Annotated in this window: 21 protein-coding genes and 1 rRNA gene; 10 read left to right on the forward strand and 12 right to left on the reverse strand. The window is 63.1% G+C overall.

The features are described 5' to 3' along the window. Together O0880_RS15640 and O0880_RS15645 are read right to left on the reverse strand one after the other, a co-directional pair. Positions 1 to 113, reverse strand: a 16S ribosomal RNA gene (locus O0880_RS15640); the annotation flags it as partial. Positions 114 to 493: 380 nt separating this feature from the next. Then, positions 494 to 1270 carry an enoyl-CoA hydratase gene (locus O0880_RS15645; protein WP_131689924.1) on the reverse strand — a complete coding sequence of 259 codons (777 nt, stop codon included), beginning with the start codon at positions 1268 to 1270 and terminating at the stop codon, positions 494 to 496. Between the two features lie 79 nt (positions 1271 to 1349). Here O0880_RS15645 and O0880_RS15650 point away from each other — a divergent pair, with 79 nt between their 5' ends. After that, on the forward strand, positions 1350 to 2654 hold the full coding sequence (locus tag O0880_RS15650) for an MFS transporter (RefSeq protein ID WP_289887369.1): 1305 nt from the start codon (positions 1350 to 1352) through the stop codon (positions 2652 to 2654). A 136-nt stretch (positions 2655 to 2790) separates the two neighbouring features. Beyond that, entirely contained in the window at positions 2791 to 3228 is a 438-nt protein-coding gene (locus tag O0880_RS15655; protein ID WP_289887370.1) for a universal stress protein, read from the forward strand. Positions 3229 to 3259: 31 nt separating this feature from the next. On the opposite strand, the gene O0880_RS15660 is transcribed toward O0880_RS15655, so the two are convergent. Continuing rightward, positions 3260 to 4363 carry a murein transglycosylase A gene (locus O0880_RS15660; RefSeq protein WP_354669893.1) on the reverse strand — a complete coding sequence of 368 codons (1104 nt, stop codon included), beginning with the start codon at positions 4361 to 4363 and terminating at the stop codon, positions 3260 to 3262. Between O0880_RS15660 and O0880_RS15665 the strand changes: the two genes are divergently transcribed. Further along, positions 4353 to 4688 (forward strand): hypothetical protein, encoded by a 336-nt coding sequence (locus O0880_RS15665; protein WP_289887371.1) that lies wholly within the window; start codon positions 4353 to 4355, stop codon positions 4686 to 4688. The two genes, O0880_RS15660 and O0880_RS15665, sit on opposite strands and share 11 nt — an antisense overlap. 28 nt (positions 4689 to 4716) lie before the next feature. Here O0880_RS15665 and apaG read toward each other — a convergent pair whose 3' ends face one another. Beyond that, a complete protein-coding gene (gene apaG, locus O0880_RS15670; RefSeq protein ID WP_071326722.1) occupies positions 4717 to 5091 on the reverse strand; it encodes a Co2+/Mg2+ efflux protein ApaG in 375 nt (124 codons plus the stop codon). 166 nt (positions 5092 to 5257) lie between these two features. Between apaG and rpe the strand changes: the two genes are divergently transcribed. From rpe to O0880_RS15705, 7 genes are all read left to right on the forward strand, one after another. Beyond that, on the forward strand, positions 5258 to 5932 hold the full coding sequence (gene rpe / locus O0880_RS15675; RefSeq protein ID WP_071325468.1) for a ribulose-phosphate 3-epimerase: 675 nt from the start codon (positions 5258 to 5260) through the stop codon (positions 5930 to 5932). Next, the gene (locus tag O0880_RS15680; protein WP_289887372.1) at positions 5932 to 6636 is read left to right on the forward strand and encodes a phosphoglycolate phosphatase; all 705 of its coding nucleotides are present in this window, start codon (positions 5932 to 5934) and stop codon (positions 6634 to 6636) included. The genes rpe and O0880_RS15680 overlap by 1 nt, the downstream gene beginning before the upstream one ends. Positions 6637 to 6896: 260 nt before the next feature. Further along, positions 6897 to 8393: an anthranilate synthase component I gene (gene trpE / locus O0880_RS15685; RefSeq protein ID WP_071325470.1), complete on the forward strand. Its 1497-nt coding sequence runs from the start codon at positions 6897 to 6899 to the stop codon at positions 8391 to 8393. Between the two features lies 1 nt (position 8394). Further along, a complete protein-coding gene (locus O0880_RS15690) occupies positions 8395 to 8958 on the forward strand; it encodes an aminodeoxychorismate/anthranilate synthase component II (protein WP_289887373.1) in 564 nt (187 codons plus the stop codon). Between the two features lie 65 nt (positions 8959 to 9023). Beyond that, the gene (gene trpD / locus O0880_RS15695; protein WP_289887374.1) at positions 9024 to 10067 is read left to right on the forward strand and encodes an anthranilate phosphoribosyltransferase; all 1044 of its coding nucleotides are present in this window, start codon (positions 9024 to 9026) and stop codon (positions 10065 to 10067) included. Positions 10068 to 10099: 32 nt separating this feature from the next. After that, positions 10100 to 10900 carry an indole-3-glycerol phosphate synthase TrpC gene (trpC, locus tag O0880_RS15700; protein ID WP_289887375.1) on the forward strand — a complete coding sequence of 267 codons (801 nt, stop codon included), beginning with the start codon at positions 10100 to 10102 and terminating at the stop codon, positions 10898 to 10900. A gap of 20 nt (positions 10901 to 10920) precedes the next feature. Next, positions 10921 to 11394, forward strand: coding sequence for an energy transducer TonB (locus tag O0880_RS15705; RefSeq protein WP_289887376.1), 474 nt, complete (start codon positions 10921 to 10923; stop codon positions 11392 to 11394). On the opposite strand, the gene O0880_RS15710 is transcribed toward O0880_RS15705, so the two are convergent. The 8 genes from O0880_RS15710 to O0880_RS15745 all read right to left on the reverse strand — a co-directional run bounded on the left by O0880_RS15710 (position 11345) and on the right by O0880_RS15745 (position 21486). Further along, the gene (locus O0880_RS15710; protein ID WP_289887377.1) at positions 11345 to 12550 is read right to left on the reverse strand and encodes a GGDEF domain-containing protein; all 1206 of its coding nucleotides are present in this window, start codon (positions 12548 to 12550) and stop codon (positions 11345 to 11347) included. The genes O0880_RS15705 and O0880_RS15710 overlap by 50 nt on opposite strands. A gap of 105 nt (positions 12551 to 12655) precedes the next feature. Continuing rightward, positions 12656 to 13849 carry a GGDEF domain-containing protein gene (locus tag O0880_RS15715; protein ID WP_289887378.1) on the reverse strand — a complete coding sequence of 398 codons (1194 nt, stop codon included), beginning with the start codon at positions 13847 to 13849 and terminating at the stop codon, positions 12656 to 12658. Between the two features lie 165 nt (positions 13850 to 14014). Continuing rightward, positions 14015 to 15814 carry a PDZ domain-containing protein gene (locus O0880_RS15720; RefSeq protein ID WP_289888120.1) on the reverse strand — a complete coding sequence of 600 codons (1800 nt, stop codon included), beginning with the start codon at positions 15812 to 15814 and terminating at the stop codon, positions 14015 to 14017. Positions 15815 to 15961: 147 nt separating this feature from the next. Continuing rightward, positions 15962 to 16540 carry a nucleotidyltransferase family protein gene (locus tag O0880_RS15725; RefSeq protein WP_289887379.1) on the reverse strand — a complete coding sequence of 193 codons (579 nt, stop codon included), beginning with the start codon at positions 16538 to 16540 and terminating at the stop codon, positions 15962 to 15964. A 13-nt stretch (positions 16541 to 16553) separates the two neighbouring features. Continuing rightward, positions 16554 to 18818, reverse strand: coding sequence for a xanthine dehydrogenase family protein molybdopterin-binding subunit (locus O0880_RS15730; RefSeq protein WP_289887380.1), 2265 nt, complete (start codon positions 18816 to 18818; stop codon positions 16554 to 16556). Positions 18819 to 18828: 10 nt separating this feature from the next. Further along, positions 18829 to 19287 carry a (2Fe-2S)-binding protein gene (locus O0880_RS15735; RefSeq protein ID WP_071325478.1) on the reverse strand — a complete coding sequence of 153 codons (459 nt, stop codon included), beginning with the start codon at positions 19285 to 19287 and terminating at the stop codon, positions 18829 to 18831. 130 nt (positions 19288 to 19417) lie between these two features. Then, the gene (locus tag O0880_RS15740; protein ID WP_034785648.1) at positions 19418 to 20134 is read right to left on the reverse strand and encodes a DsbC family protein; all 717 of its coding nucleotides are present in this window, start codon (positions 20132 to 20134) and stop codon (positions 19418 to 19420) included. 149 nt (positions 20135 to 20283) lie between these two features. Beyond that, a complete protein-coding gene (locus tag O0880_RS15745; RefSeq protein WP_289887381.1) occupies positions 20284 to 21486 on the reverse strand; it encodes an FAD-dependent monooxygenase in 1203 nt (400 codons plus the stop codon). Positions 21487 to 21542 lie beyond the last annotated feature (56 nt).

Consider the following 21542-nt stretch of genomic DNA (forward strand, 5'->3'; position numbering starts at 1 on the left):
TACTCACCCGTTCGCCACTCGCCACCAGAGCAAGCTCCGTGCTGCCGTTCGACTTGCATGTGTAAGGCATGCCGCCAGCGTTCAATCTGAGCCAGGATCAAACTCTTCAGTTTAATCTCTGTTACTTTGCCGTTTTACCGGCACCATCATTTCTGATGGGTCGCTCACTCAAAAAACTGACAGGCTACTTCCGAAGAAGTATCCTATTTCATTATTTCTTGTGAACATTTGATATTTTAAGTATTACGCCAATCCGAAGATTGACGCTGCACCTACATCAAATGCCCACACTTATCGACTGTTAATTGTTAAAGAACTGTATTCGGTTACTGCTTTCGCGCTATTGACAAAGCGTTGTGTTTGTCAGCTGCGAAGAAGGAAGAGTATGAAGCGTTTGCAGCATTTCGTCAACCTTCTTTTTTACTACCCAGCCCCGGAAGGCCGTCCCTTTTGTGCCGCAAACTAGTGCGTCTCATCGGGGAGGCGAATCATATCAAAGACCGTCGAAGTTTGGCAAGCGCTTTTCCAGGAAAGCGTGCATGCCTTCTTTTTGTGCTGGCGTGCCGAAGGCGGCCTGGAACAAACGGCGCTCGTAGGCGACGCCATCGGTCAAGGTCGTTTCAAAGGCGCGGTTGACGCAATCCTTGATCATCATGGCAACCGAGGTCGGCATGGCGGCAATGGTCTTGGCGGCAGCCAGGGTTTCTTCCAGCAATTTATCGGCAGGCACGACGCGCGACACGAGACCGATGCGCTCAGCTTCTGCCGCGTCGATAGTACGTGCCGTCAACAGCAAGTCCATGGCCTTGGCCTTGCCGATGGCGCGCGGCAAGCGCTGCGTGCCGCCCGCGCCTGGCGTGACGCCGACCTTGATTTCCGGCTGGCCAAATTTGGCGCTGTCGGCAGCGATCAGGAAATCGCACATCATGGCCAGTTCGCAGCCACCACCCAAGGCATAGCCGGCCACCGCGCCCACCACTGGTTTGCGCACGCGCAAGATATGCTCCCAGTTGCGGCTGATGTAGCCCTGCGTAAAAGTATCTGGATATGTATAGTCGGCCATGGCCGCGATATCGGCGCCGGCAGCAAACGCTTTTTCGCTGCCCGTCAGCACGATGCAGCCGATATTGTCATCCGCGTCGAATTTGAGCAAGGCATCGCCCAGCTCATTCATCATATTGTCGTTCAATGCGTTGAGCGCCTTCGGGCGGTTCAGGCGGATAACCGCCACTTTGTCCTGGATGTCGATGATCAGGTCTTCGTATTGCATATGGTCTCCTCTGGATGAACACGGTAGCGACGATTGTAGCGGCTAATGGCAGCGGCGCGGCAGGCGCGCTGCTATTATTGTGAGCCTGATCACCACTTATATTGAGCGGCAAATTCTCTCCTCTTTCCTCCAGTCTTGCGCTAGTCGCCTGCGCGGCGACGGCAGCGCCGCCAGCGTCAATTTTCGCCGCCTGTGGTTCAGCAATGGCCTCAATTGCTTCGGCGCCCAGATCACCTCGCTGGCCCTGCCCCTGTGCGCGGTACTGCTGCTGCATGCGACACCGGAACAGATGGGCCTGCTGGTCGCCCTGCAGGCGCTGCCGTTCGCCCTCTTTGGCCTGCCCGTCGGCGTGCTGCTGGACCGGCGCAGCAAACACCCGATCATGCTGTTCAGCGAAACCATGTCGGGCCTGGCCCTGGCCAGCGTGGCCGTCGCGTATTGGTGCGGCGTACTATCGATGCCCTGGTTATATATAGTGGGATTCATTATCGGCACGGGCTTCGTCGTGGGCGGCGGTGCCGAACAGGTTTTTCTGACCTTCCTCGTGGGCCGCGATGGCTTGATCGACGCCCAGTCGAAATTTGCCGCGACAGAATCGGCCTCGCGCCTGATCGGCCCCGGCCTGGCTGGCGTACTGGTGCAAGTCTTGTCCGCACCGGTCGCCATCCTGTGCACGGCGTGCGGCTACCTTGTTTCCGTATGCAATCTGCGCGCCATGAGCGTGCGCGACCCGCGACCGGCGCCATCCGACAAGCACGCCCTGCGCGACATCGCCGACGGTTTGCTGTTTGTCTGGCGCGAGCCACTGCTGCGCGCGCTGGCCTGGGGCGCCGGCATCTGGCATTTCCTGTTTTACGCCAGCATGGCCTTGACGGTCCTGTTTGCCACGCGCGACCTGGGCATGAGTCCGGGCGTGCTGGGCATGACGCAGATGCTCGGCGGCGCCGGCGTGCTGCTGAGCGCCTTCATCGTCAAGCCGCTGACGCGCCGCTACGGCGCCGGCCGTACCATCCTGATCGGACTGGCGTCGACTTCGCTATGCTTTGCGTTGACGCCATGCATCCCTGCCCTGCTATTCGGCAGCGCGGCCGCCAGCGCCGTGGCCTATGCCATCCTGATGTTCTTTTTCGATTGCGGCGTGATGCTGTTCTTTATTCCCTACCTGGGTTTGCGCCAGAAGGTCACGCCGGATCCCATGCTGGGCCGGATGACCTCGACCATGCGCTTCCTGACGGTGGCGACGGCGCCGCTGGGCGCGCTGGCCGCCGGCTGGGTGGCCGAACACTTCGGCGTGCGCAGCGGCCTGGCCTGCATTGCGGCCGGCAGCATTGCGCTGACCATTGCCATGGTGTGGGGCACGCCGCTGCGTAGCGTGCGCACCTGAAGCGAAGAACGGGCATACACTGTGAAAGATTGCCTTGACGACACTATTCACGTCTAAGCCTGCGAGGTTTGATTTACATCAAGGTTTTGCTTGAGGTAAATCCATAAGCTGTCTGACATCACTTGAGGAGCACGCCATGTTTAACACCATCTTATTTCCCACCGACGGCTCGCCGCTGTCCGACAAGGCCGCCGAAACGGCCATCACCTTCGCGCAATTGAACAAGGCCAAGCTGATCGCCATCAGCGTGGTGCAGCCGTTCCCGTTTTCGCCGATGGCGGACGGCGGCATCGTGCTCGACGCCAGCCTGTATGAACAGCAAATGCAGGAAGCATCGCAGCGCGCCATCGACAAGATCAGCGTTGCCGCGCGCGCCGCGGGCATTCCCTTCGAGGGCGTCGTGGCCGTCTCGCCCAGCCCGCACGAAGAAATCGTCAACGCGGCGCAAACCTATCATTGCGACATCATCCTGATGGCTTCGCATGGACGCAAGGGCTTGAACAAGCTGTTCGTCGGCAGCGAGACGCAGAAAGTGCTGGCGCATACCCACCTGCCAGTCATGGTCCTGCGCTAAACCATCACCTTCCGGCGCCGCCAAGGCAACCTTAGCGCGCCGGCGCCTGCTTGGGCAGCAACACCCACACGGCGCCGCTCTGCTTCATGCGGCCCGCATTCTCCGCCGCTTCCGCGCCAAAACCAAAGAAGTAGTCAACACGGATGGGGCCGCGAATGGCGCCGCCCGTATCCTGCGCCATCACCAGGCGTTGCATGGGGATATCGCTATTGGCTTGCGTGGTCGACAGGAAGACGGGCGCACCGAGCGGCAGGAAGCGCGAATCGACGGCCACCGAGCGCTGCGGCGTCAGCGGTACGCCCAGCGCGCCTTTCGGCCCCACCTTCGGATCGGGCAAGCGCTCTTCCTTGAAGAATACATAGCTGGGGTTGGCATTGAACAATTCATCCTTGCGCGTGGGATGGCCGGCGATCCATGCCTTGATGCCCTGCGCGGACGCCTGGCTCAGGGTCAGCTCGCCCTTGTCGACCAGGTAGCGGCCGATCGACTTGTACGGATGGCCATTCTGCTCCGCATACGCCACGCGCACGGTTTCCTGGGTGTCGGTCAGCTGTACGCGACCGGAACCCTGTACTTGCAGGAAGAATGCCTCCACTTCATCATCAACCCACAGCAACTCCTTGCCGGTGACGGACGTGGCCCGCTCGATATCGGCGCGGGTCGCGTATGGCACGACTTTCTTGCCGACCAGCTTGCCGCGCAGGCGCATGTTTTTCAGTTCCGGATACACGCTGGCCAAGTCCACCGAAATCAGGTCATCCGGCACCTTGTACAGCGGCGTCTGGTATGGGCCGCCACGCTTGCGCGCGCCATGCAGCAACGGTTCGTAATAACCGGTCACCAAGCCAGTATTGACGCCATCGGCGGCCACGACTTGATTTGGCACAAAGAAAGTTTCGAAAAACAGGCGGATCGCCTTGTCGCTGTCGGCATTCACCTGGCGCGCGATCGTGCACGATTCCTTCCAGTCGGGACGCTTCACCAGCACGCCGCACGAAGCCATGAAGGCAGGCCAGGCGGCGCGCAAGTCATCGCGGGTCCAGCCAGGCAAGGCGGCAAACTTGGCGGGCACGAACGTGGGCGCCGCCGCATCCGTGGCATCCTTCGCTTCAGGCGTACCGGGCTTGGACGGCACGGGCTTGACGACGCTCGGGGCGATGGCGGGCGCCTTGCCGCCGGCGGCAGCGGGCGCCGTGGGCGGCGTGGTACAGGCAGAAAGGGCAAGCGCGACGGCGCCGATTGAAACGAGTAGACTACCGCGTGTAAATGCGCTGCGGGTATGGAAGCTGCGAGTAAATAACATAGGGGTGCGTATGTGGATCTTGATGATTGAGGCGTTGGTGGCGTTCTTCTTGCTGGTATTTATTGTCTGGTGGACCATGTATTCAGGCAAGAAACCCACGCCGCCAGCACGCAAACAAGTGAGCGAAGAAAAAAACGCCACTGAAAAACTGAAATGACAGGCGACGGCCCGCAGGCCTGACGCTCTTAATGCAGGGTGCGCGGCAGCGACAGCACGAATTCCGGAATGGCCGCCACGAACTGGTGCCCGTCTTCGGCCACGCAGAAGTACTCGCCGCGCATCGAGCCTTGCGGCGTGGCCAGCATGGTGCCGCTCGTGTATTCGAACTGCTCGCCCGGCTGCAGCAGCGGCTGGTGGCCGACGGCGCCCAGGCCGCGCACTTCCTCCACCTTGTCATTCGCATCCGTGATGACCCAGTGGCGCGAAATCAGTTGCGCGCCGACGGTCCCCGTGTTGACGACGCGAATCGTGTAGCTGAACACATGGCGGCCCTGCTCGGGCGCCGATTGCTCAGGCAGGTACTGCGTCTTGACCGTTACCGTAAATTCATAAGTCGCCATCATCGTTCCTATTCAGACATTGCCAGTCATATTGTGTGTCGCGCGCGCCTCACCGGGCATCGCGCGATGCGTATTCTGTGTTTCACCGTGCTGCAATCAGGCATGGCAGCGGCGTCAAGCGTAAAATAGCGCAACTTTGCATTTTCTATCCTTTGGCTACTTCACCATGACTACATTCCGTATCGCTCCCAGCATCCTGTCCGCCGACTTTGCCCGCCTGGGCGAGGAAGTGCGCAACGTCGTTACCGCCGGCGCCGACATCATCCATTTCGACGTGATGGATAACCATTACGTGCCGAACCTGACCATCGGCCCGCTCGTGTGCGAAGCCATTCGCCCGCACGTGCAAGTGCCCATCGATGTGCACCTGATGGTCGAACCAGTCGATCGCATTATCCCGGATTTCGCCAAGGCTGGCGCGAACATCATCACCTTCCATCCGGAAGCGTCGCATCATATCGACCGTTCGCTGCAGCTGATCCGCGATAACGGCTGCAAATCGGGCCTGGTTTTCAACCCGGGCACGCCGCTGCACTACCTGGAACACGTGATGGACAAGATCGACATCATCCTGATCATGTCCGTCAACCCGGGCTTCGGCGGCCAGTCCTTCATTCCGCAAGCGCTGAAGAAAATCGCCGAAGCGCGCCGCATGATCGACGAATCGGGCCGTGACATCATGCTGGAAGTCGACGGCGGCATCAAGATCGACAACATCGCCGCCGCCGCCGCCGCCGGCGCCGACACCTTCGTCGCCGGCTCGGCCATCTTCGGCAAGCCGGACTACAAGGCCGTCATCGACGCCATGCGCGCCGAGCTGGCAGCGGTAGCGGGCGCCTGATGCAAGCGGGCACGGCGAAGCACCATGTACTGGCCGGCGTGCGCGCCGCCATCATCGACCTCGATGGCACGATGCTCGACACCGTGCCCGATTTCCACGTCGCCATCAATGGCATGCGCGCCGAATTCGATCTCGCGCCCATCAGCGCCGACGCCATCGAGCTGATGGTGGGCAAGGGCTCGGAAAACCTGATCCGCACCGTGCTCGCCCTCGACTTCGATGCGGCCGGCGTGGAGCAGCGCTTCGAACAGGCGATGGAAGCCTATCAGCGCCACTATCTGGCCATCAATGGCCAGTACAGCACCCTGTACCCGGACGTGGAAGCGGGATTGGCGGCGATGAAGGCGGCGGGCCTGCGCCTGGCCTGCGTCACCAACAAGCCGATCGCCTTCGCCCTGCCCCTGCTGAAACTGAAAAATCTGGACCAGTATTTCGAGATCGTCTACGGCGGCGATTCGCTGCCGAGGAAGAAACCGGACCCGCTGCCGCTGCTGCAAGTGTGCGCGGACTTCGACCTGGCGCCGGCCAAAGTGGTGGCCATCGGCGACTCGTCGAATGACGCGCAAGCGGCCCGGGCTGCGGCTTGCCCCGTATTGACGGTACCTTATGGCTACAATCACGGACACTCTATACACGATACCGATTCCGATGGTATAGTAAAGACACTGCTCGAAGCAGCCCGTTTTATTAGCATGCAAAATTAACCGGCATACTGACCAAACCCAACACCATATCGTGAACACGTTTCTCATCAAAAAACACAATGTCACCCAAACCGGCTCGATTGAGGCCTGGCTTTGGCGACGCTGGCAATCCTGGCAGGCCTAAGGGCCGAGCCGTTACGATTGCTGCCGGCTGCACACGCGTACTTTGCGCATTTAGCGTGCACCGGCAAGTTTTTTGATAACCCACCGCAGGGTTTGTGCACTATGCACACGCATACCCTGACGGCATGGAGAGAAACATGACCGAACTCGAATTCAAATCGCTGGCCCAGCAAGGCTACAACCGCATCCCCCTGATCGCGGAAGCGTTCGCCGACCTGGAAACCCCGCTCACCCTGTACCTGAAACTGGCACAGGCCCAACAAGGCGGCAAGAACACCTTCCTGCTCGAATCCGTCGTCGGCGGCGAACGCTTCGGCCGCTATTCCTTCATCGGTTTGCCCGCCACGACCGTGCTGCGCAGCTATGGCAAGCGCACCGAAATCGTCAAGAACGGCGTCGTGATCGAAGAACACGAAGGCAATCCGCTCGACTTCATCGAACAGTTCCAGTCGCGCTTCAAGGTGGCCCTGCGCCCCGGCATGCCGCGCTTCTGCGGCGGTCTGGCCGGCTACTTCGGCTACGACACCGTGCGCCACATCGAGAAGAAACTCGCCGGCGGCGCGCCGAAAGACGACTTGAAGCTGCCCGACATCCAGCTGATGGTGACGGAAGAACTGGCCGTCATCGACAACCTGTCCGGCAAGCTCTACCTGATCGTGTATGCCGACACCACGCAGCCCGAATCGTTTTCGAAAGCGCAGCAACGCCTGAAGGACTTGCGCATGATGCTGCGCCGCGGCGTCGATGCCCCCGTCACCAGCGCTTCCGTGCGCACGGAAACCATCCGCGATTTTTCCAAGGAAGACTACCTGAAGGCGGTCGCCAAGGCGCATGAATACGTGATGGCGGGCGACCTGATGCAGGTACAGATCGGCCAGCGCATCCGCAAGCCATATGTCGATTCGCCGCTGACCCTGTACCGCGCCTTGCGTTCGCTCAATCCGTCGCCGTATATGTACTTCTATAATTTCGGTGACATGCAGATCATCGGCGCCTCGCCGGAAATTCTGGTGCGCAACGAAAAGACGGCGGACGGCGGCAAGAAAGTCACCTTGCGCCCGATCGCCGGCACCCGTCCGCGCGGCGCCACGCCGGAGCGCGACGCCGAGCTGTCGGCCGAGCTGCTGGCCGATCCGAAAGAGATCGCCGAGCACGTGATGCTGATCGACCTGGCGCGCAACGATATCGGCCGCATCGCCGAAACGGGCAGCGTGCAAGTCACCGACCGCATGGTCATTGAAAAATACTCGCATGTGCAGCACATCGTCTCGAACGTGGAAGGCAAGCTGAAGGATGGCCTGTCGAACCTGGACGTGCTGCGCGCGACCTTCCCCGCCGGCACCCTGACGGGCGCGCCGAAAGTGCGCGCCATGGAAGTGATCGACGAACTGGAAATCACCAAGCGCGGCATCTACGGCGGCGCCTGCGGCTACCTGTCGTTTGGCGGCGAAATGGATGTGGCGATCGCCATCCGCACGGGCGTGGTCAAGGACGGCATGCTGTACGTGCAGGCCGCGGCCGGCATCGTCGCCGACTCGATCCCCGAGATGGAATGGCAGGAAACCGAAAACAAGGCGCGTGCCGTGCTGCGCGCCGCCGAACAAGTGCAAGATGGCCTGGATGGAGGGTTTTAAGATGCTGCTGATGATCGACAACTACGACTCCTTCACCTACAACATCGTGCAGTATTTCGGTGAACTGGGCGAAGACATGCGGGTCTACCGCAACGATGAAATCACGATCGCACAGATCGAGGCGCTGAACCCGGACCGCATCTGCATCTCGCCCGGGCCGAAAGCGCCGGCACAGGCGGGCATTTCGGTGGAAGTGCTCAAGCACTTCGCCGGCAAGAAACCGATATTGGGCGTCTGCCTGGGCCACCAGGCCATCGGCGAAGCGTTTGGGGGCAAGGTCATCCGCGCCAAGCAAGTCATGCATGGCAAGACTTCCCTCATCGCGCATACGGGCGTGGGCGTTTTCAAAGGCATGCCCAGCCCCTTCACAGTGATCCGCTACCACTCTTTGGCGATCGAACGCGCCTCGCTGCCTTCCTGCCTGGAAGTGACGGCCTGGACGGACGACGGCGAAATCATGGGCGTGCGCCACCGGGAATTCGATATCGAGGGCGTGCAGTTCCACCCCGAATCGATCCTCTCGGAGCACGGCCACGCCCTGCTGAAGAATTTTCTCGAGCGCTGATTCCATGCGCACGCCCCGGCGTGCCGTCAGTGTCCTCCTGCGCCATCATTGAAGAAGGAAGCATCATGCCGATCACCCCACAAGAAGCCCTGCTGCGCTGCATCGAACACCGCGAAATCTTTCACGACGAAATGCTGTACCTGTTCCGCCAGATCATGTCCGGCGAAATGTCGCCCACCATGATCGCCGCCCTGACCGTGGGTTTGCGCGTGAAGAAGGAAACCATCGGCGAAATCGCCGCCGCCGCGCAAGTGATGCGCGAATTTTCCACCAAGGTGCCCATGGCCGACACCACCAACCTGCTCGACATCGTCGGCACGGGCGGCGACGGCGCGCACACCTTCAACATTTCCACCGCCTCGATGTTCGTGGCGGCGGCGGCCGGCGCGCGCGTGGCCAAGCATGGCGGGCGCAGCGTGTCGTCCTCGTCCGGCAGCGCCGACGTGCTCGACTCGCTGGGCGTCAACATCAACCTGCAACCCGAGCAGATCGCCCAGTCGATCGCGCAAACGGGCATCGGCTTCATGTACGCGCCGAACCACCACGCGGCCATGAAGCATGCGGCGCCCGTGCGCAAGGAACTCGGCGTGCGCACGATCTTCAATATCCTCGGCCCCTTGACCAATCCGGCCGGCGCGCCGAACATTCTGATGGGCGTGTTTCACGCCGACCTGGTCGGCATCCAGGTGCGCGTGCTGCAGCGCCTCGGTGCGCAGCATGCGATCGTCGTGTATGGCCGCGACAATATGGATGAAGTGTCGCTCGGCGCCTCCACCCTCGTGGGCGAGCTGGTCAACGGCGAAATCCGCGAATATGAAATCCATCCCGAAGATTTCGGCTTGCAGATGATCGCCAGCCGCAACCTGAAAGTGGCCGATGCCGTCGAATCGAAAGCCAAGATGATGGAAGCGCTGCGCGGCGAACCCGGCGCGGCAAGCGACATCGTCGCCCTCAACGCGGGCACGGCACTGTACGCGGCCGGCATCGCCAGCTCGATCGAAGATGGCCTGGCGCGCGCGCGCGCCGCCGTCAGCTCGGGCGCCGCCATAGCAAAACTCGACCAATTCGTGCAGGTGACGCAGCAGCTGGGCACCCCGGCGCAAGCATAACCTCCCGCCACCTTGATAGAACAGCGACCATCATGTCCGACATACTCGATAAAATCCTGGCCGTGAAAGCCGACGAAGTGGCCAAGGCGAAAGCCCATCGCAGCCTGGCCAGCCTGCGCGGCGACGTGGAAAACGACCGTGCCCTGCGCGCCGACCTGCGCAATTTCGAGGCCAGCCTGCGCCAGCATATCGGCGACGGCAAACCCGGCATCATCGCCGAAGTCAAAAAAGCATCGCCGTCAAAAGGCGTCATCCGTGCCGATTTCCGCCCGGCCGACATCGCCGCCAGCTATGCCGCCCATGGCGCGGCCTGCCTGTCCGTGCTGACGGACGAACAGTTCTTCCAGGGCACCGTGGACTACCTGAAGCAGGCGCGCGCCGCCTGCGCCATTCCCGTGCTGCGCAAGGACTTCATGGTCGACATGTACCAGATCTATGAAGCGCGCGCCATGGGCGCCGACTGCATCCTCCTGATCGTCGCAGCGCTCGACCATGGCTTGATGGCCGAGATGGAAGCGTGCGCCCACGAACTGGGCATGGGCGTGCTGATCGAAAGCCACGACGGTGAAGAACTCGATGCGGCGCTAAAGCTCAAGAGCGCCCTGATCGGCATCAACAACCGCAACCTGCGCACGTTTGACACGTCGCTGGAGACCACCATCGGCCTGCTGCCGCGCATTCCGCAAGACAAATTGATCATCACGGAATCGGGCATCCACAGCACGGCCGACGTCCAGCGCATGCGCGAGGCAAGCGTCCATAGCTTCCTCGTGGGCGAAGCCTTCATGCGCGCGCCCGACCCTGGCGTGGAACTGGAACGCCTGTTCGCCTGAGAAGTGGTAGTCTGGCGGTCATGAGACAGCTACTGACCGTCCTTGCCGCCGCCACGCTGCTGGCCGCATGCCAGAAGGCCCCCGCGCCCATCGCGCAGGCGCCAGCCAGCCCGCCGACGGCGAGCACGCCGCGGCCAGGGCCGGTCCAGCCACCGGCCACCATCGATGCCTACAAGCTGCTGGTGGCGCAGCAAATCATGGACGCCAATCCCCAGCATACCTTCAGCGGACGCCTGCCGCCCATGCTGCCGGCCATCGTCGTGCTGGACCTCAGCGTGGAACGCGATGGCAGCCTGAAAAATGTCCGCGTGCACCGTTCGCGCGACAACGAAGCGTCGAAGGCGGCGCTGGCCGCCGTGCGGCGCGTGCCCGCTGCCTTCCCGCCCGCAGCCCAATTGATGCGCGGCCGCGACAAGACGCTCGATTTCTCCGAAACCTTCTTGTTCAACGACGAGTATCGCTTCCAGCTGCGGACGTTGTCCGGACCACAGTAGTCACTTCGCAGACATCGACTTCGATGCGGTCGCGGCCATTTTCCTTGGCCTGGTACAGGGCCGCATCGGCGCGCGACAGCAACTGGTCCAGTTCCTCCTGCACCGACGCCTGGCAGGCGATGCCGATGCTGACCGTGCATGGCGGCAATCCCCGTCCATTCGGTTCGCGCAGCAGGGCGCGGATGCGTTCGGCCACGCCGAGCGCGTTGTGCGGCGCCATGTCGGGCATCAGCACGATGAATTCCTCGCCGCCAAACCGCGCCACGCAATCCGATTCGCGCAGGGCGCCGCCGATGATGGTGGCCACATGCGCCAGCACCTTGTCGCCCGTCGCATGGCCATAGCGGTCGTTGATCGACTTGAAAAAATCCAGGTCGATGCTGAGCAAGGTCAAGGGCCGGAGATTGCGCCGTGAATTGGCCTTTTCGCGCTCGTAGACATCGCCGAAACCGCGCCGGTTCAACACCTGCGTCAACGGGTCATGCGTCGAACGGCGCTCGAGTATCATCTGCAGGCGGCGCGTCGCCACCGTCATGAAGCCCACCGTCAGCAGCAGTGCCATGAAATTGGCCACCGCCAGGTAAATGCTGGCCAGCGTGCCCGTCACCAGCAAGTCCACGCTGGTGCCGCCATGCAGCAGGGCCGAGCAGCCGCGCGCCAGCACCACGCCCGCCTGCACCAGCATCAGGGAGCCGAAGAACAGGCTGGAAAAATGGCGTTCGCCGTACGCGTACACCAGCTGCGCCTGGCGCGCATAGAAAAAGAAAACAATGCAGGAAAAAACCGCCACGCGCCGCGAAAAGTCGGGCGTCACAAGCAGCCACCAGGCGATGCCGGCGGTGCCGAGGCAGCACGCCGCAAGATAGAAGCGCACGCTGGGCGCCTGCTCGTAGAATTTTTCCGTGCCCAGCATCGACAGGCCGATGCCCAGCATCAGGGTCACGTTCGCCCCCAGCAGCGCCACCGCGTCGGGCAGGGTGCCGCGCGCGCCAAACAGGAACGAGGCGCACACCAGCAGCAGCAAGCCGGCCGACCAGTGGCCCAGCCCATGCACCTCGCGCCGGAAGCTGCGGTACACGGAAAACATGACCACGCTCATGGCCCCGCACATCAGGGTCGTCATCAACATGATGGTGCGGGGGTCGAGAGTTTCCACGGTCTGGCAAAGTCCAAGAAATCAATAGGGACGCCTGTCCAACTCGAGACTACGATTTTGCAAGGCGCTGTAGAGCAATTTTAGTTCAGTTATGGAAAATTTAGTTCAGTGAAGGCAAATATGATGTTGCTGTTGCAACGATGCCGACGCCTTGTCCGCCACTTCGACACGGTCGCGTCCCAGCTGCTTGGCGCGGTACAACGCCTTGTCCGAACGCAGCAGCAGGCTGTCCAGCGTTTCCCCACCTCCAGCCTGGCAGGCGATGCCGATGCTCAGCGTATAGCGCGGCAAGCCGGCATCGGGGCGCGGCTGGCGCAAGGTGTCCTGGAGGCGCTGCGCCACCAGTTCGGCGCGCGCCAGCTGCGTATCGGGCAGCAGCACGACAAATTCCTCGCCGCCGAAACGCGCCACCGCGTCGCTGTCGCGCAAGACGCTGCGGATGACGCCGGCCACGTCGACCAGCACCAGGTCGCCCACGGCATGGCCATGGCGGTCATTGATGGCCTTGAAAAAATCGAGGTCGATGCTCAGCACGGCCAGCGACTGCTCCGCACGCCGCAAACGCGCGCTGACGCGCGCATGGAATTGAGCGAAACCGCGCCGGTTCAGGACGGCCGTCAGCGGGTCGTGGTTGGAGTGCTGCTCGAGTATCATCTGCAGACGGCGCGTGGCCACCGCCATGAAGCCGACCGGCAGCAGCAGGGTCATGAAAGCGAGTATCGCCAGATACAGGCTGTGGTGCGGGCCGCCATGCAGGATGTCGCTGCCGGCGCCCCCCTCTTGCAGTGCGCTCAAGCCGCGATGCAGCATCGACAGTGTTTGCACCAGGGCCAGCAGGCCAAAAAAAACCGTGGAAATATGGCGCTCGCCATGCCGCGCGATGACGAGAAATTGCGCGGCATGCAAGGCCAGCATGAGAAAGGAGAACAGCGCCACGCGCATGGCAAAGTCGGGGCGCAGGTACAGCCAGCACAGCATGACCAGCAGTCCCAGCAGCCACACGAGGTGAAACAAACGCCAGCTGGGGCGCACGCCATAGAAGCGCTGCGTGCCGATCAGCAGCATGCCGACACCGCACAGCAGGACGGAATTAGCCACCGGCAACAGGAGTTCCGGCACGATCAGGCTGCGCAAGGCAAACAGGCCGCTGGCCAATATCAGGCCCAGCATGCCGGTCACCCATTCGCGCAGCCCCTGCACACTGTGGGGGAAGCTGCGCTGCGCGGAAAACATCACCACGCACATGGCGCCCGTCATCAGGGTGGACATCAGGACGATGGTGGCGGGATCAAGTTTCACGGAGGAATCGGGACGGTCAACGGATGGATCGCGCCGCACATGCTTGCAGGCACGAGGAATTTCGTGCGAGAAATTGTACCGTGAAAAACAGGCTGGCAACCGCCGGCAGGGAAATCTTGTGCGTAGCACTATCCTCCCTGCCGGCCCAGGCAACAGATGCCAGAATTACGCGGCGCTTGGACGCTTCGGTCCCGTGGCTTTTTTCGGCGCCGGCAACAGGGCCAGGCTGACGCCCGGCACGCGGTCGCCCTGCAACACGGCCGTCAGCGTCATCAGCTCGTCACGGCGGAAGGCGTGGATGGCCACCTTGGCGCCGACCGCGTAGCGGCCCAGCAAGGTGTCGAGGTTGGCCGGGTTGCCCGTCACACGCAAGCCATCGACGGCCACCAGCACGTCGCCGGCCGACAGGCCAGCCAGATGGGCGGCGCCGCCCTGGTGCACCTGCGCCAGCCTGGCATCGTTGCCGTCGCGGCCCAGGTTGACGTCGAGGCTGGCCTTTTCCGCCTTGCGCGCATCGCTGTACTTGACGCCGAATGGCGCCAGCAGGCGCGCCAGCGGCACGTCGTCCGTGCCGCGGATGTAGCGCTCGAAGAACGGTTTCATGCGCGTGCCGGAAATCTCGTCGAACAGGGCTTCGACTTCGGCCGGCGTCACGCCGCGCGCTTTGCCCTTGTAGAAATCGCGGCCATAGCGCTGCCACAGCGCCTGCATCACGTCGTCCAGCGACTTCGCGCCATGCGTCTTGGTGCGCAGGGTCAGGTCGAAGGCCAGCGCGATCAGCGAGCCCTTGGTGTAGTAGCTGACGATGGCGTTCGGCGCGTTTTCATCCTGGCGGTAGTACTTGCCCCAGGCGTCGAAGCTGGAATCGGCCACGCTTTGCTTGTTGCGGCCGCTGCCGCGCAGCACGCTGTTGACGGTCTTGCCGAGCAGCTTGAAGTAAGCCGCCTCGTCGATCAGGCCCGCACGCACCAGCATCAGGTCATCGTAATAGCTGGTGAAGCCCTCGAAGAGCCACAGCAGCGGCGAATAGCTTTCCGCCTGCAGGTTGTACGGCGCGAAAGCGGCCGGCTTGATGCGCTTGACGTTCCAGGTGTGGAAGTACTCGTGGCTGCACAGGCCGAGGAATTTCAGGTAGCCGTCGCCGATTTCCGTGCTGGTCGACGCGGTCGTCGGCAAGTCGGCGCGCGCGCAGATCAGCGCCGTCGAGGCGCGATGCTCGAGGCCGCCATAACCGTCGCCGACGGCCATCGTCATGAACACATAGCGGTCCATCGGCGCTTTTTTCGTCTTTGGCTCGAAGAAGGCGATCTGCGTTTCGCAGATGGCTTTCAGGTCGCGGCACAGACGGTCCAGGTCCAGGTTCGGCACCTTGCCGGTGACGACGATATCGTGCGGCACGCCATGCGCGCTGAAGGTGGCCAGGGCGAAGTCGCCCATCTCCACCGGGTGGTCGATCAGTTCATCGTAGTTGGCCGCCTGGTAGCTGCCGAAGCCATAGCGCCTGGCCTTCAGTTCCGGCAGGGTGGTGGCGACTCTCCAGGTCTTGCAGGCCGCGTCTTTCGGCTGCAGGATATGCACTTCATGCGGCTCGGCCTCCTGGCCCAGCACGCGCAGGAACACGCTGGTGCCATTGAAGAAGCCGTGGTTCTGGTCCAGGTGGGCGGCGCGCACGGACAGGTCCCAGGCGTAGACGTCGTATTCCACCATCAGGGCGCCCTTGCACGGCGCGGCTTGCCACGAGTGCTTGTCCAGCTTGGTCAGCGCCACGGCCTTGCCTTCGGACTCGGCGCGGATGCTGACGATGTTGCGCGAAAATTCGCGGATCATGTAACTGCCCGGGATCCAGGCCGGCAAGGCAAATACCTGGCCGATGGCTGCCGGCGACTTGACCGTCAAGCTCACCTTGAACATGTGGCCAGCCAGGTCGGCCGCGGCGATGCTGTAGATGATGCCCGCAGCCGGCATGGTTTTCAATGCGGTTTTCGCCGCGGCTCTGCTTGTGACTTTGCCGCTCGCCTTGGCTCCCGCCTTGGCAATGATTTTCTTGATCGGTGCTTTCTTCATGTTTTCCTCGTGTCTGGCCTGTCTTCCCGGGAGCGCCACTGCCCCGCCTTACAAATCGTCAGGTGTATCAATATCGCGCAAGATGCCGCTGTCGTCCACCGCCACTTCGCGCACGGCATGGCTGCGCACGATGCTGCGCGCACCCTGGTCGCCGTCGAGCGCCAGCAGCAGCGGCAAGTGGACGGCGCTGAACGCGACGGGATTGCCGCGCCGGCCCTGGAAGACGGGCACCGCGATGCGCGCGCCATCGGCAATGGCGTTCGACAAGGCGGCGATTGTAGCCGCTTCCACCCAAGGCATGTCGCCCAGCGCGATCAGCCAGCCCGGCGCGCCGCGCACATGGTCGATGGCGCAGGTGAGCGAGGCGGCCATGCCCGTGTCGGCGTCATGGCAGACGCGCACTTCGCAGCCCAGCGCGCCCAGCACGCGCGCCACCTGCGTGTCGTCGGCGCGCACCACGGCCAGCACGCGCGGCAGGGCCGCCAGCATGGCGCTGGCCGCCGCCGCCGCCACGGGCAAGCCCGTGTACGGGCCGTCAGGCAGCGGCTGCAATAATTTATTCTGTACGCCGGAAGGGTCGAACCTGCGTCCCCTTCCGGCTGCCAGCAAGATGCCGACCGTACTCAAAAGACCACTGCCATCATGCGGTCGCCAGGTCGAACGGCAGCTTGCGCAGGCGCTTGCCCGTCAGGGCGAACAGCGCATTGGCGAATGCGGGCGCCAGCGGCGGCACGCCAGGCTCGCCCATGCCCGTCGGCGCATCACCCGAGGCCACCAGGTGCACTTCGATCACCGGCATGTCCGGCATGCGCGGCACGGGGTAATCGCCGAAGTTCTGCTGCTCCACCACGCCATCCTTGAGCGTGATGGCCGCGCCGGGAATCGTCATGCCCAGCGCCATCAGCGCGGCGCCCTGCACTTGCGCCTCGATCGTCAGGGGATTGACGGCCAGGTTGCAATGCACGCCCGCCCACACCTGGTGCAGCTTGGGCGCGCCTTCCACCACCGAGGCCGTCAGCACGTAGGCAACCACGGAATTGAACGATTCGTGCATGGCCACGCCCCAGGCTTGCCCCTTCGGCAGCTTCTTCTTGCCATAGCCGGACTTGGCCACGGCCAGGTCCAGCGCGGCGATGTGGCGCGTATGCTTGGCGTCGATCAACTGCTTGCGGTAGGCGACGGGGTCCATCTTCGCCACGTGCGCGGCCTCGTCGATCAGGGTTTCCATGACGAAGGCCGTGTGCGTCGAGCCGACGGAACGCCACCACAGCACGGGCACGTTCGCCTTGGCCGTGTGCACGGACAGCTTCATCGGCAGGGTGTACGGCTCGCCCATGCCTTCGACCATGGTGCCGTCGACGCCGTTTTTCACCATGAACGCTTCGAACGGCGTGCCGGCCATGATGGACTGGCCCACGATGGTGTGGTCCCAGGCAAGGATTTTTCCCTTGGCGTCGAGGCCTATCTGCGCGCGGTGCACATGCGATGGCCGGTAGTAGCCACCCTTGATGTCATCCTCGCGGCTCCACATCAGTTTCAGCGGTCCGCTCTTGCCCGCCGCCCGCCAAGCCTTGGCGACGTTGACCGCTTCGACCACGTAGTCGGACGACGGCACGGCGCGCCGGCCGAAGCCGCCGCCTGCCATCATCGTGTGCAGGGTGACCTGCTCGGGTTTCAGCCCGGAGGTGGCGGCGATTGCCGCCTGGTCGCCCGTCTGGAATTGCGAGCCGACCCACATCGTGCATTTGTCGGCCTGCAGGTCGACCACGCAGTTGAGCGGCTCCATCGGCGCGTGCGCCAGGTAGGGGAACTCGTAGACGGCTTCGATCTTTTTCGGCGCCGACGCCAGTTTCGCCATGTCGGCAGGTCTGGCGACGGTGCCCGGCGTTTTCGCCAGCGCCTTGAAGGCCGCCAGCTGCTGGACGCTGCTGACCTTTTCCACGGCGCTCGTATCCCACTCGATCGCCAGCGCATCGCGGCCCTGCTTGGCCGGCCAGTAGCCGTCGGCGATCACGGCCACGCCGCTGCCGCCACGGTCGGTCTTCACTTCCAGCACCTCGAGCACGCCCTTGATGGCCTTGGCCTTGCTGGCGTCAAATTTCGCCACTTTTGCGCCAAACACGGGCGGGCGCGCCACCACGGCCACTTTCGCGCCAGGCGGCTTGAAATCGATGCCGAACTGCTGCTTGCCGGTCGACTTGGCGGCCGCGTCGAGGCGCTTCACGGGCTTGCCGATGATGGAAAATTCGCGCGGATCCTTCAGCTTGACCGTGGCGGGCACGCTCTGGCGCATGGCGGCGTCGGCAAATTCGCCATAGGTCGCCTTTTGTCCGCCAGGCCCATGCAGCACGCCCTTGGCGGCGCGCACCTGGTCGGGACTGACTTTCCACTGCGCGGCGGCGGCGGCCACCAGCATGGCGCGCGCCTTGGCGCCGATTTCGCGGTACTGCGTAAACGAGTGGGCGATGCTTCCGGAGCCGCCCGTCATCTGCATGCCGTAAGCGGCATCCTTGTACTGCTCGCCGGCCGGCGCCAGCGCGCCCTTCACCGTCGCCCAGTCGGCGTCGAGTTCCTCGGCGATCAGCATGGGCAGGCTCGTTTGCACGCCCTGGCCAAATTCCAGCCGGTTTACCTGCACCGTCACCGTGTTATCGGGCGCGATATGCAAAAAGGCGTTCGGCGCGTACACGGGCTTGGCGGGGGCGCCATCGGCCGCCAGCGCCAGCTTGCCGGCGCCAGGCAGGAAAAAGCCCAGCATCAAGCCGCCGCCGGCCACCGCGCCAGCCTTCATGAAACCGCGCCGCGACACGCCATCGGCCACCGCCACCGGCGCCGACGCCAGCGCCGCGCCCAGGGTCACTCCGCCATGCTGCAATGCTTCCTGATTCAACCATTCGATACGCATGTCGCTCTCCTCAGGCCAGGGTCTTGGCCGCGTCCTTGATGGCTGCGCGGATCCGTTGATAGGTACCGCAGCGACAGATATTGCCGCTCATGGCGCCGTCGATATCGGCATCGCTGGGCGACTTGTTCGTGCGCAGCAGCGCCGTGGCGCTCATCACCTGGCCGCTTTGACAGTAGCCGCATTGCGGCACGTCGTGGCGCACCCATGCCGCCTGCACCGCCTTGCCGACCTGGTCGTTTTCCATCGCCTCGATGGTGGTGATCTTTTGCGCCCCCACGGAGGAAATCGGCGTGATGCAGGAGCGTATGGCCTGGCCATCGAGATGCACCGTGCAGGCGCCGCACAGGGCCATGCCGCAACCGAACTTGGTGCCCGTCATGTTCAGATTATCGCGCAGCGCCCACAGGATGGGCGTGGATGGATCGGCGTCGACCTGCGTGTCGCGTCCGTTGATATTCAATGTAATCATCTGCTGCTCCCCCTTTGAATTGTTATTGAGTCTACAAACAACACCTGATCATACGACAGCGGAAAAAAATGCAAAAAAAAAGCGCACCTTGCGAGGGCGCGCCGTCCAGCCTTCCTGGCGACAGCCCGGATTACTTAATGGTCGAGAATTTCTGTTCCAGCGTTTTCGCATCGACCGCGCCCGGGATGCGGCTACCGTCGGCAAAGAAGATGGCTGGCGTGCCCGAGACGCGCAATTGCTGGCCCAGGGCGAGGATTTTTTCATGCGGATTGGCGCACGTGGCGGCCACCGTAGCCGGCGCCTTGCCGTTCAGCATCCAGTCATCCCAGGCCTTGTTGCGGTCCGGCGCGCACCAGACATTGCGCGACTTGACGATGGAATCGGGCGACAGGATGTTGTACATGAAGGTGTAGACGGTGACGTTGTCGATTTCCTTCAGCGCGTTCTGGCGGAAGCGCTTGCAATAGCCGCAGTTCGGGTCTTCGAATACGGCGATCACGCGCTTGCCATTGCCCTTCACGGTCTTCATGGCCGAATCGAGCGGCAGGTCGGAGAACTTGATGCGGTTGACTTCGTCCAGGCGCACCTTGGTCAGGTCCTGCGACGTCTTGGCGTCGAAGACGTGGCCGACGAACAGGTATTGCGCGGCCTTGTCCGTGTACAGGATGTCGCCGCCCGTGCGCACTTCGTACAGGCCGCCGTACGGGGTTTCCTTGACCGAGTCCACCTTGGCGCCTTCGCCCAGGCGCGGCTCGATCAGTTTCTTGATGTTCGCTTCCGTTGGCGTTTCCGCGCCGGCGCACGACATCATCAGGCCCGAGGCCAGTACCAATGCGATTCTGCTCATTTTTATCACTATCACTTCTCCACTTGAAACGCCTGGCGGCACTGGCATCTGGCCCGGCGCAGTTATCTCTTTAACAAAACGATCGCCGCAGACCAGCTGCGGCGACCTTGAATTTTCACACCTGCCATTATCCAGCGATATCTTAAGACTTACTGATTTCCGAGGGCATGCGAAATCATTTTCCGCTTCAGGGCCGGCAATTTATCCAGCAAGTTTAATCCCAAATTGCGAACCACGCGCAGCGGTTCCAGATCGGCGCCGAACAAGCGCGCCAGGCCATCGGTGGCCAGCTGCATCAGCAGCACGTCTTCCTTGCGCGCGCGCGCATAGCGGGCCAGCACGCGCTCGTCGCCAATGCCGCGGTGCGCCTCGCGTTCGGCGATGGTCTTGACCAGCTGCGCCACGTCGGCAAAGCCCAGGTTCATGCCGTGGCCCGCCATCGGGTGCACCACGTGGGCGGCGTCGCCCACCAGGGCCACGCGCGGCGCCACCATGGCATGCGGGCGCATCAGGGTCAGCGGGAAGGCGCGCACCAGCTCCGGTTGCAGCGGCGTCAGCTTGCCCAGTTTGTCGTGGCAATAGGCGGCCAGGCGCGCAGCCAGGGCGTCGGCCGATTCGTTCATCAATGTATCAGCCAGCGCATCGGGTGCCGACCAGACCAGCGAGACGCGCTCGCCCGGCAATGGCAGCAGCGCGACGATGCCTTCGCTGCCCGTGAACCACTGGTGGGCCGCGCCATGGTGCGGCTTTTCGCAGGCGAAGTTGCTGACCACGCCGCGCTGGCCATACGCACGGTAATCGAGGCCGATGTCGCACTGGCCGCGCACCCAGGACTGGGCGCCGTCCGCGCCGACGACCAGCGCGCAGGTGATGGTGTCGCCGCCATCGAGGTGCACGACGGCCGAGTCATTCGTCCATTCCAGGCGGCTGGCGCGGCCCTGCACGACGTTGACGTTCGGCGCGAACTTCAGGGCGGCGTCCAGCGCCTGGCCCAGGTTGCGGTCTTCGACGATCCACGCCAGGGTGCCCACATGGGCGCCGTAGGCGTCGAAACCGAGTCCGCCCGCCTGCGCGCCGTCGCCGTTGACCAGCATGGCGTCGACGGGCGCCACCCGGTCGGCCGCCAACGCGCCCCACACCTTCAGCGACGACAGCAGCTGGTGCGCCGTGTGATTGAGCGCATACACGCGCATGTCCCAGCTCGGCTCGACCGGCTTGACGGCGGAAGCGGCTGCGGGCGCGCTGGCCGGGCATAACAGGGTGACGCTTTGTCCTGCCTGGGCAAACGCCAGCGCCGTGGTTTTCGCGATGGCGCCGTTGCCGACGATGCAAACGTCGCTGTGGCTATGCATGAAGCGCCGCATGGTAGGGGGAGTGGGACTGTTCATGCGGCCATTATAGCGTTTGC

This window comes from Janthinobacterium sp. SUN118 (genome assembly GCF_030397695.1).
Taxonomy (GTDB): domain Bacteria; phylum Pseudomonadota; class Gammaproteobacteria; order Burkholderiales; family Burkholderiaceae_D; genus Janthinobacterium.

Excerpts from the sequence above, each read along its gene's own strand:
- O0880_RS15645 (WP_131689924.1), bottom strand. The coding sequence starts at position 1,270 with ATGCAATACGAAGACCTGATCATCGACATCCAGGACAAAGTGGCGGTT.
- O0880_RS15655 (WP_289887370.1), top strand. The coding sequence starts at position 2,791 with ATGTTTAACACCATCTTATTTCCCACCGACGGCTCGCCGCTGTCCGAC.
- apaG (WP_071326722.1), bottom strand. The coding sequence starts at position 5,091 with ATGGCGACTTATGAATTTACGGTAACGGTCAAGACGCAGTACCTGCCT.
- rpe (WP_071325468.1), top strand. The coding sequence starts at position 5,258 with ATGACTACATTCCGTATCGCTCCCAGCATCCTGTCCGCCGACTTTGCC.
- O0880_RS15680 (WP_289887372.1), top strand. The coding sequence starts at position 5,932 with ATGCAAGCGGGCACGGCGAAGCACCATGTACTGGCCGGCGTGCGCGCC.
- trpE (WP_071325470.1), top strand. The coding sequence starts at position 6,897 with ATGACCGAACTCGAATTCAAATCGCTGGCCCAGCAAGGCTACAACCGC.
- O0880_RS15690 (WP_289887373.1), top strand. The coding sequence starts at position 8,395 with ATGCTGCTGATGATCGACAACTACGACTCCTTCACCTACAACATCGTG.
- trpD (WP_289887374.1), top strand. The coding sequence starts at position 9,024 with ATGCCGATCACCCCACAAGAAGCCCTGCTGCGCTGCATCGAACACCGC.
- trpC (WP_289887375.1), top strand. The coding sequence starts at position 10,100 with ATGTCCGACATACTCGATAAAATCCTGGCCGTGAAAGCCGACGAAGTG.
- O0880_RS15705 (WP_289887376.1), top strand. The coding sequence starts at position 10,921 with ATGAGACAGCTACTGACCGTCCTTGCCGCCGCCACGCTGCTGGCCGCA.
- O0880_RS15720 (WP_289888120.1), bottom strand. The coding sequence starts at position 15,814 with ATGCCGGCTGCGGGCATCATCTACAGCATCGCCGCGGCCGACCTGGCT.
- O0880_RS15730 (WP_289887380.1), bottom strand. The coding sequence starts at position 18,818 with ATGCGTATCGAATGGTTGAATCAGGAAGCATTGCAGCATGGCGGAGTG.
- O0880_RS15735 (WP_071325478.1), bottom strand. The coding sequence starts at position 19,287 with ATGATTACATTGAATATCAACGGACGCGACACGCAGGTCGACGCCGAT.
- O0880_RS15740 (WP_034785648.1), bottom strand. The coding sequence starts at position 20,134 with ATGAGCAGAATCGCATTGGTACTGGCCTCGGGCCTGATGATGTCGTGC.
- O0880_RS15745 (WP_289887381.1), bottom strand. The coding sequence starts at position 21,486 with ATGCATAGCCACAGCGACGTTTGCATCGTCGGCAACGGCGCCATCGCG.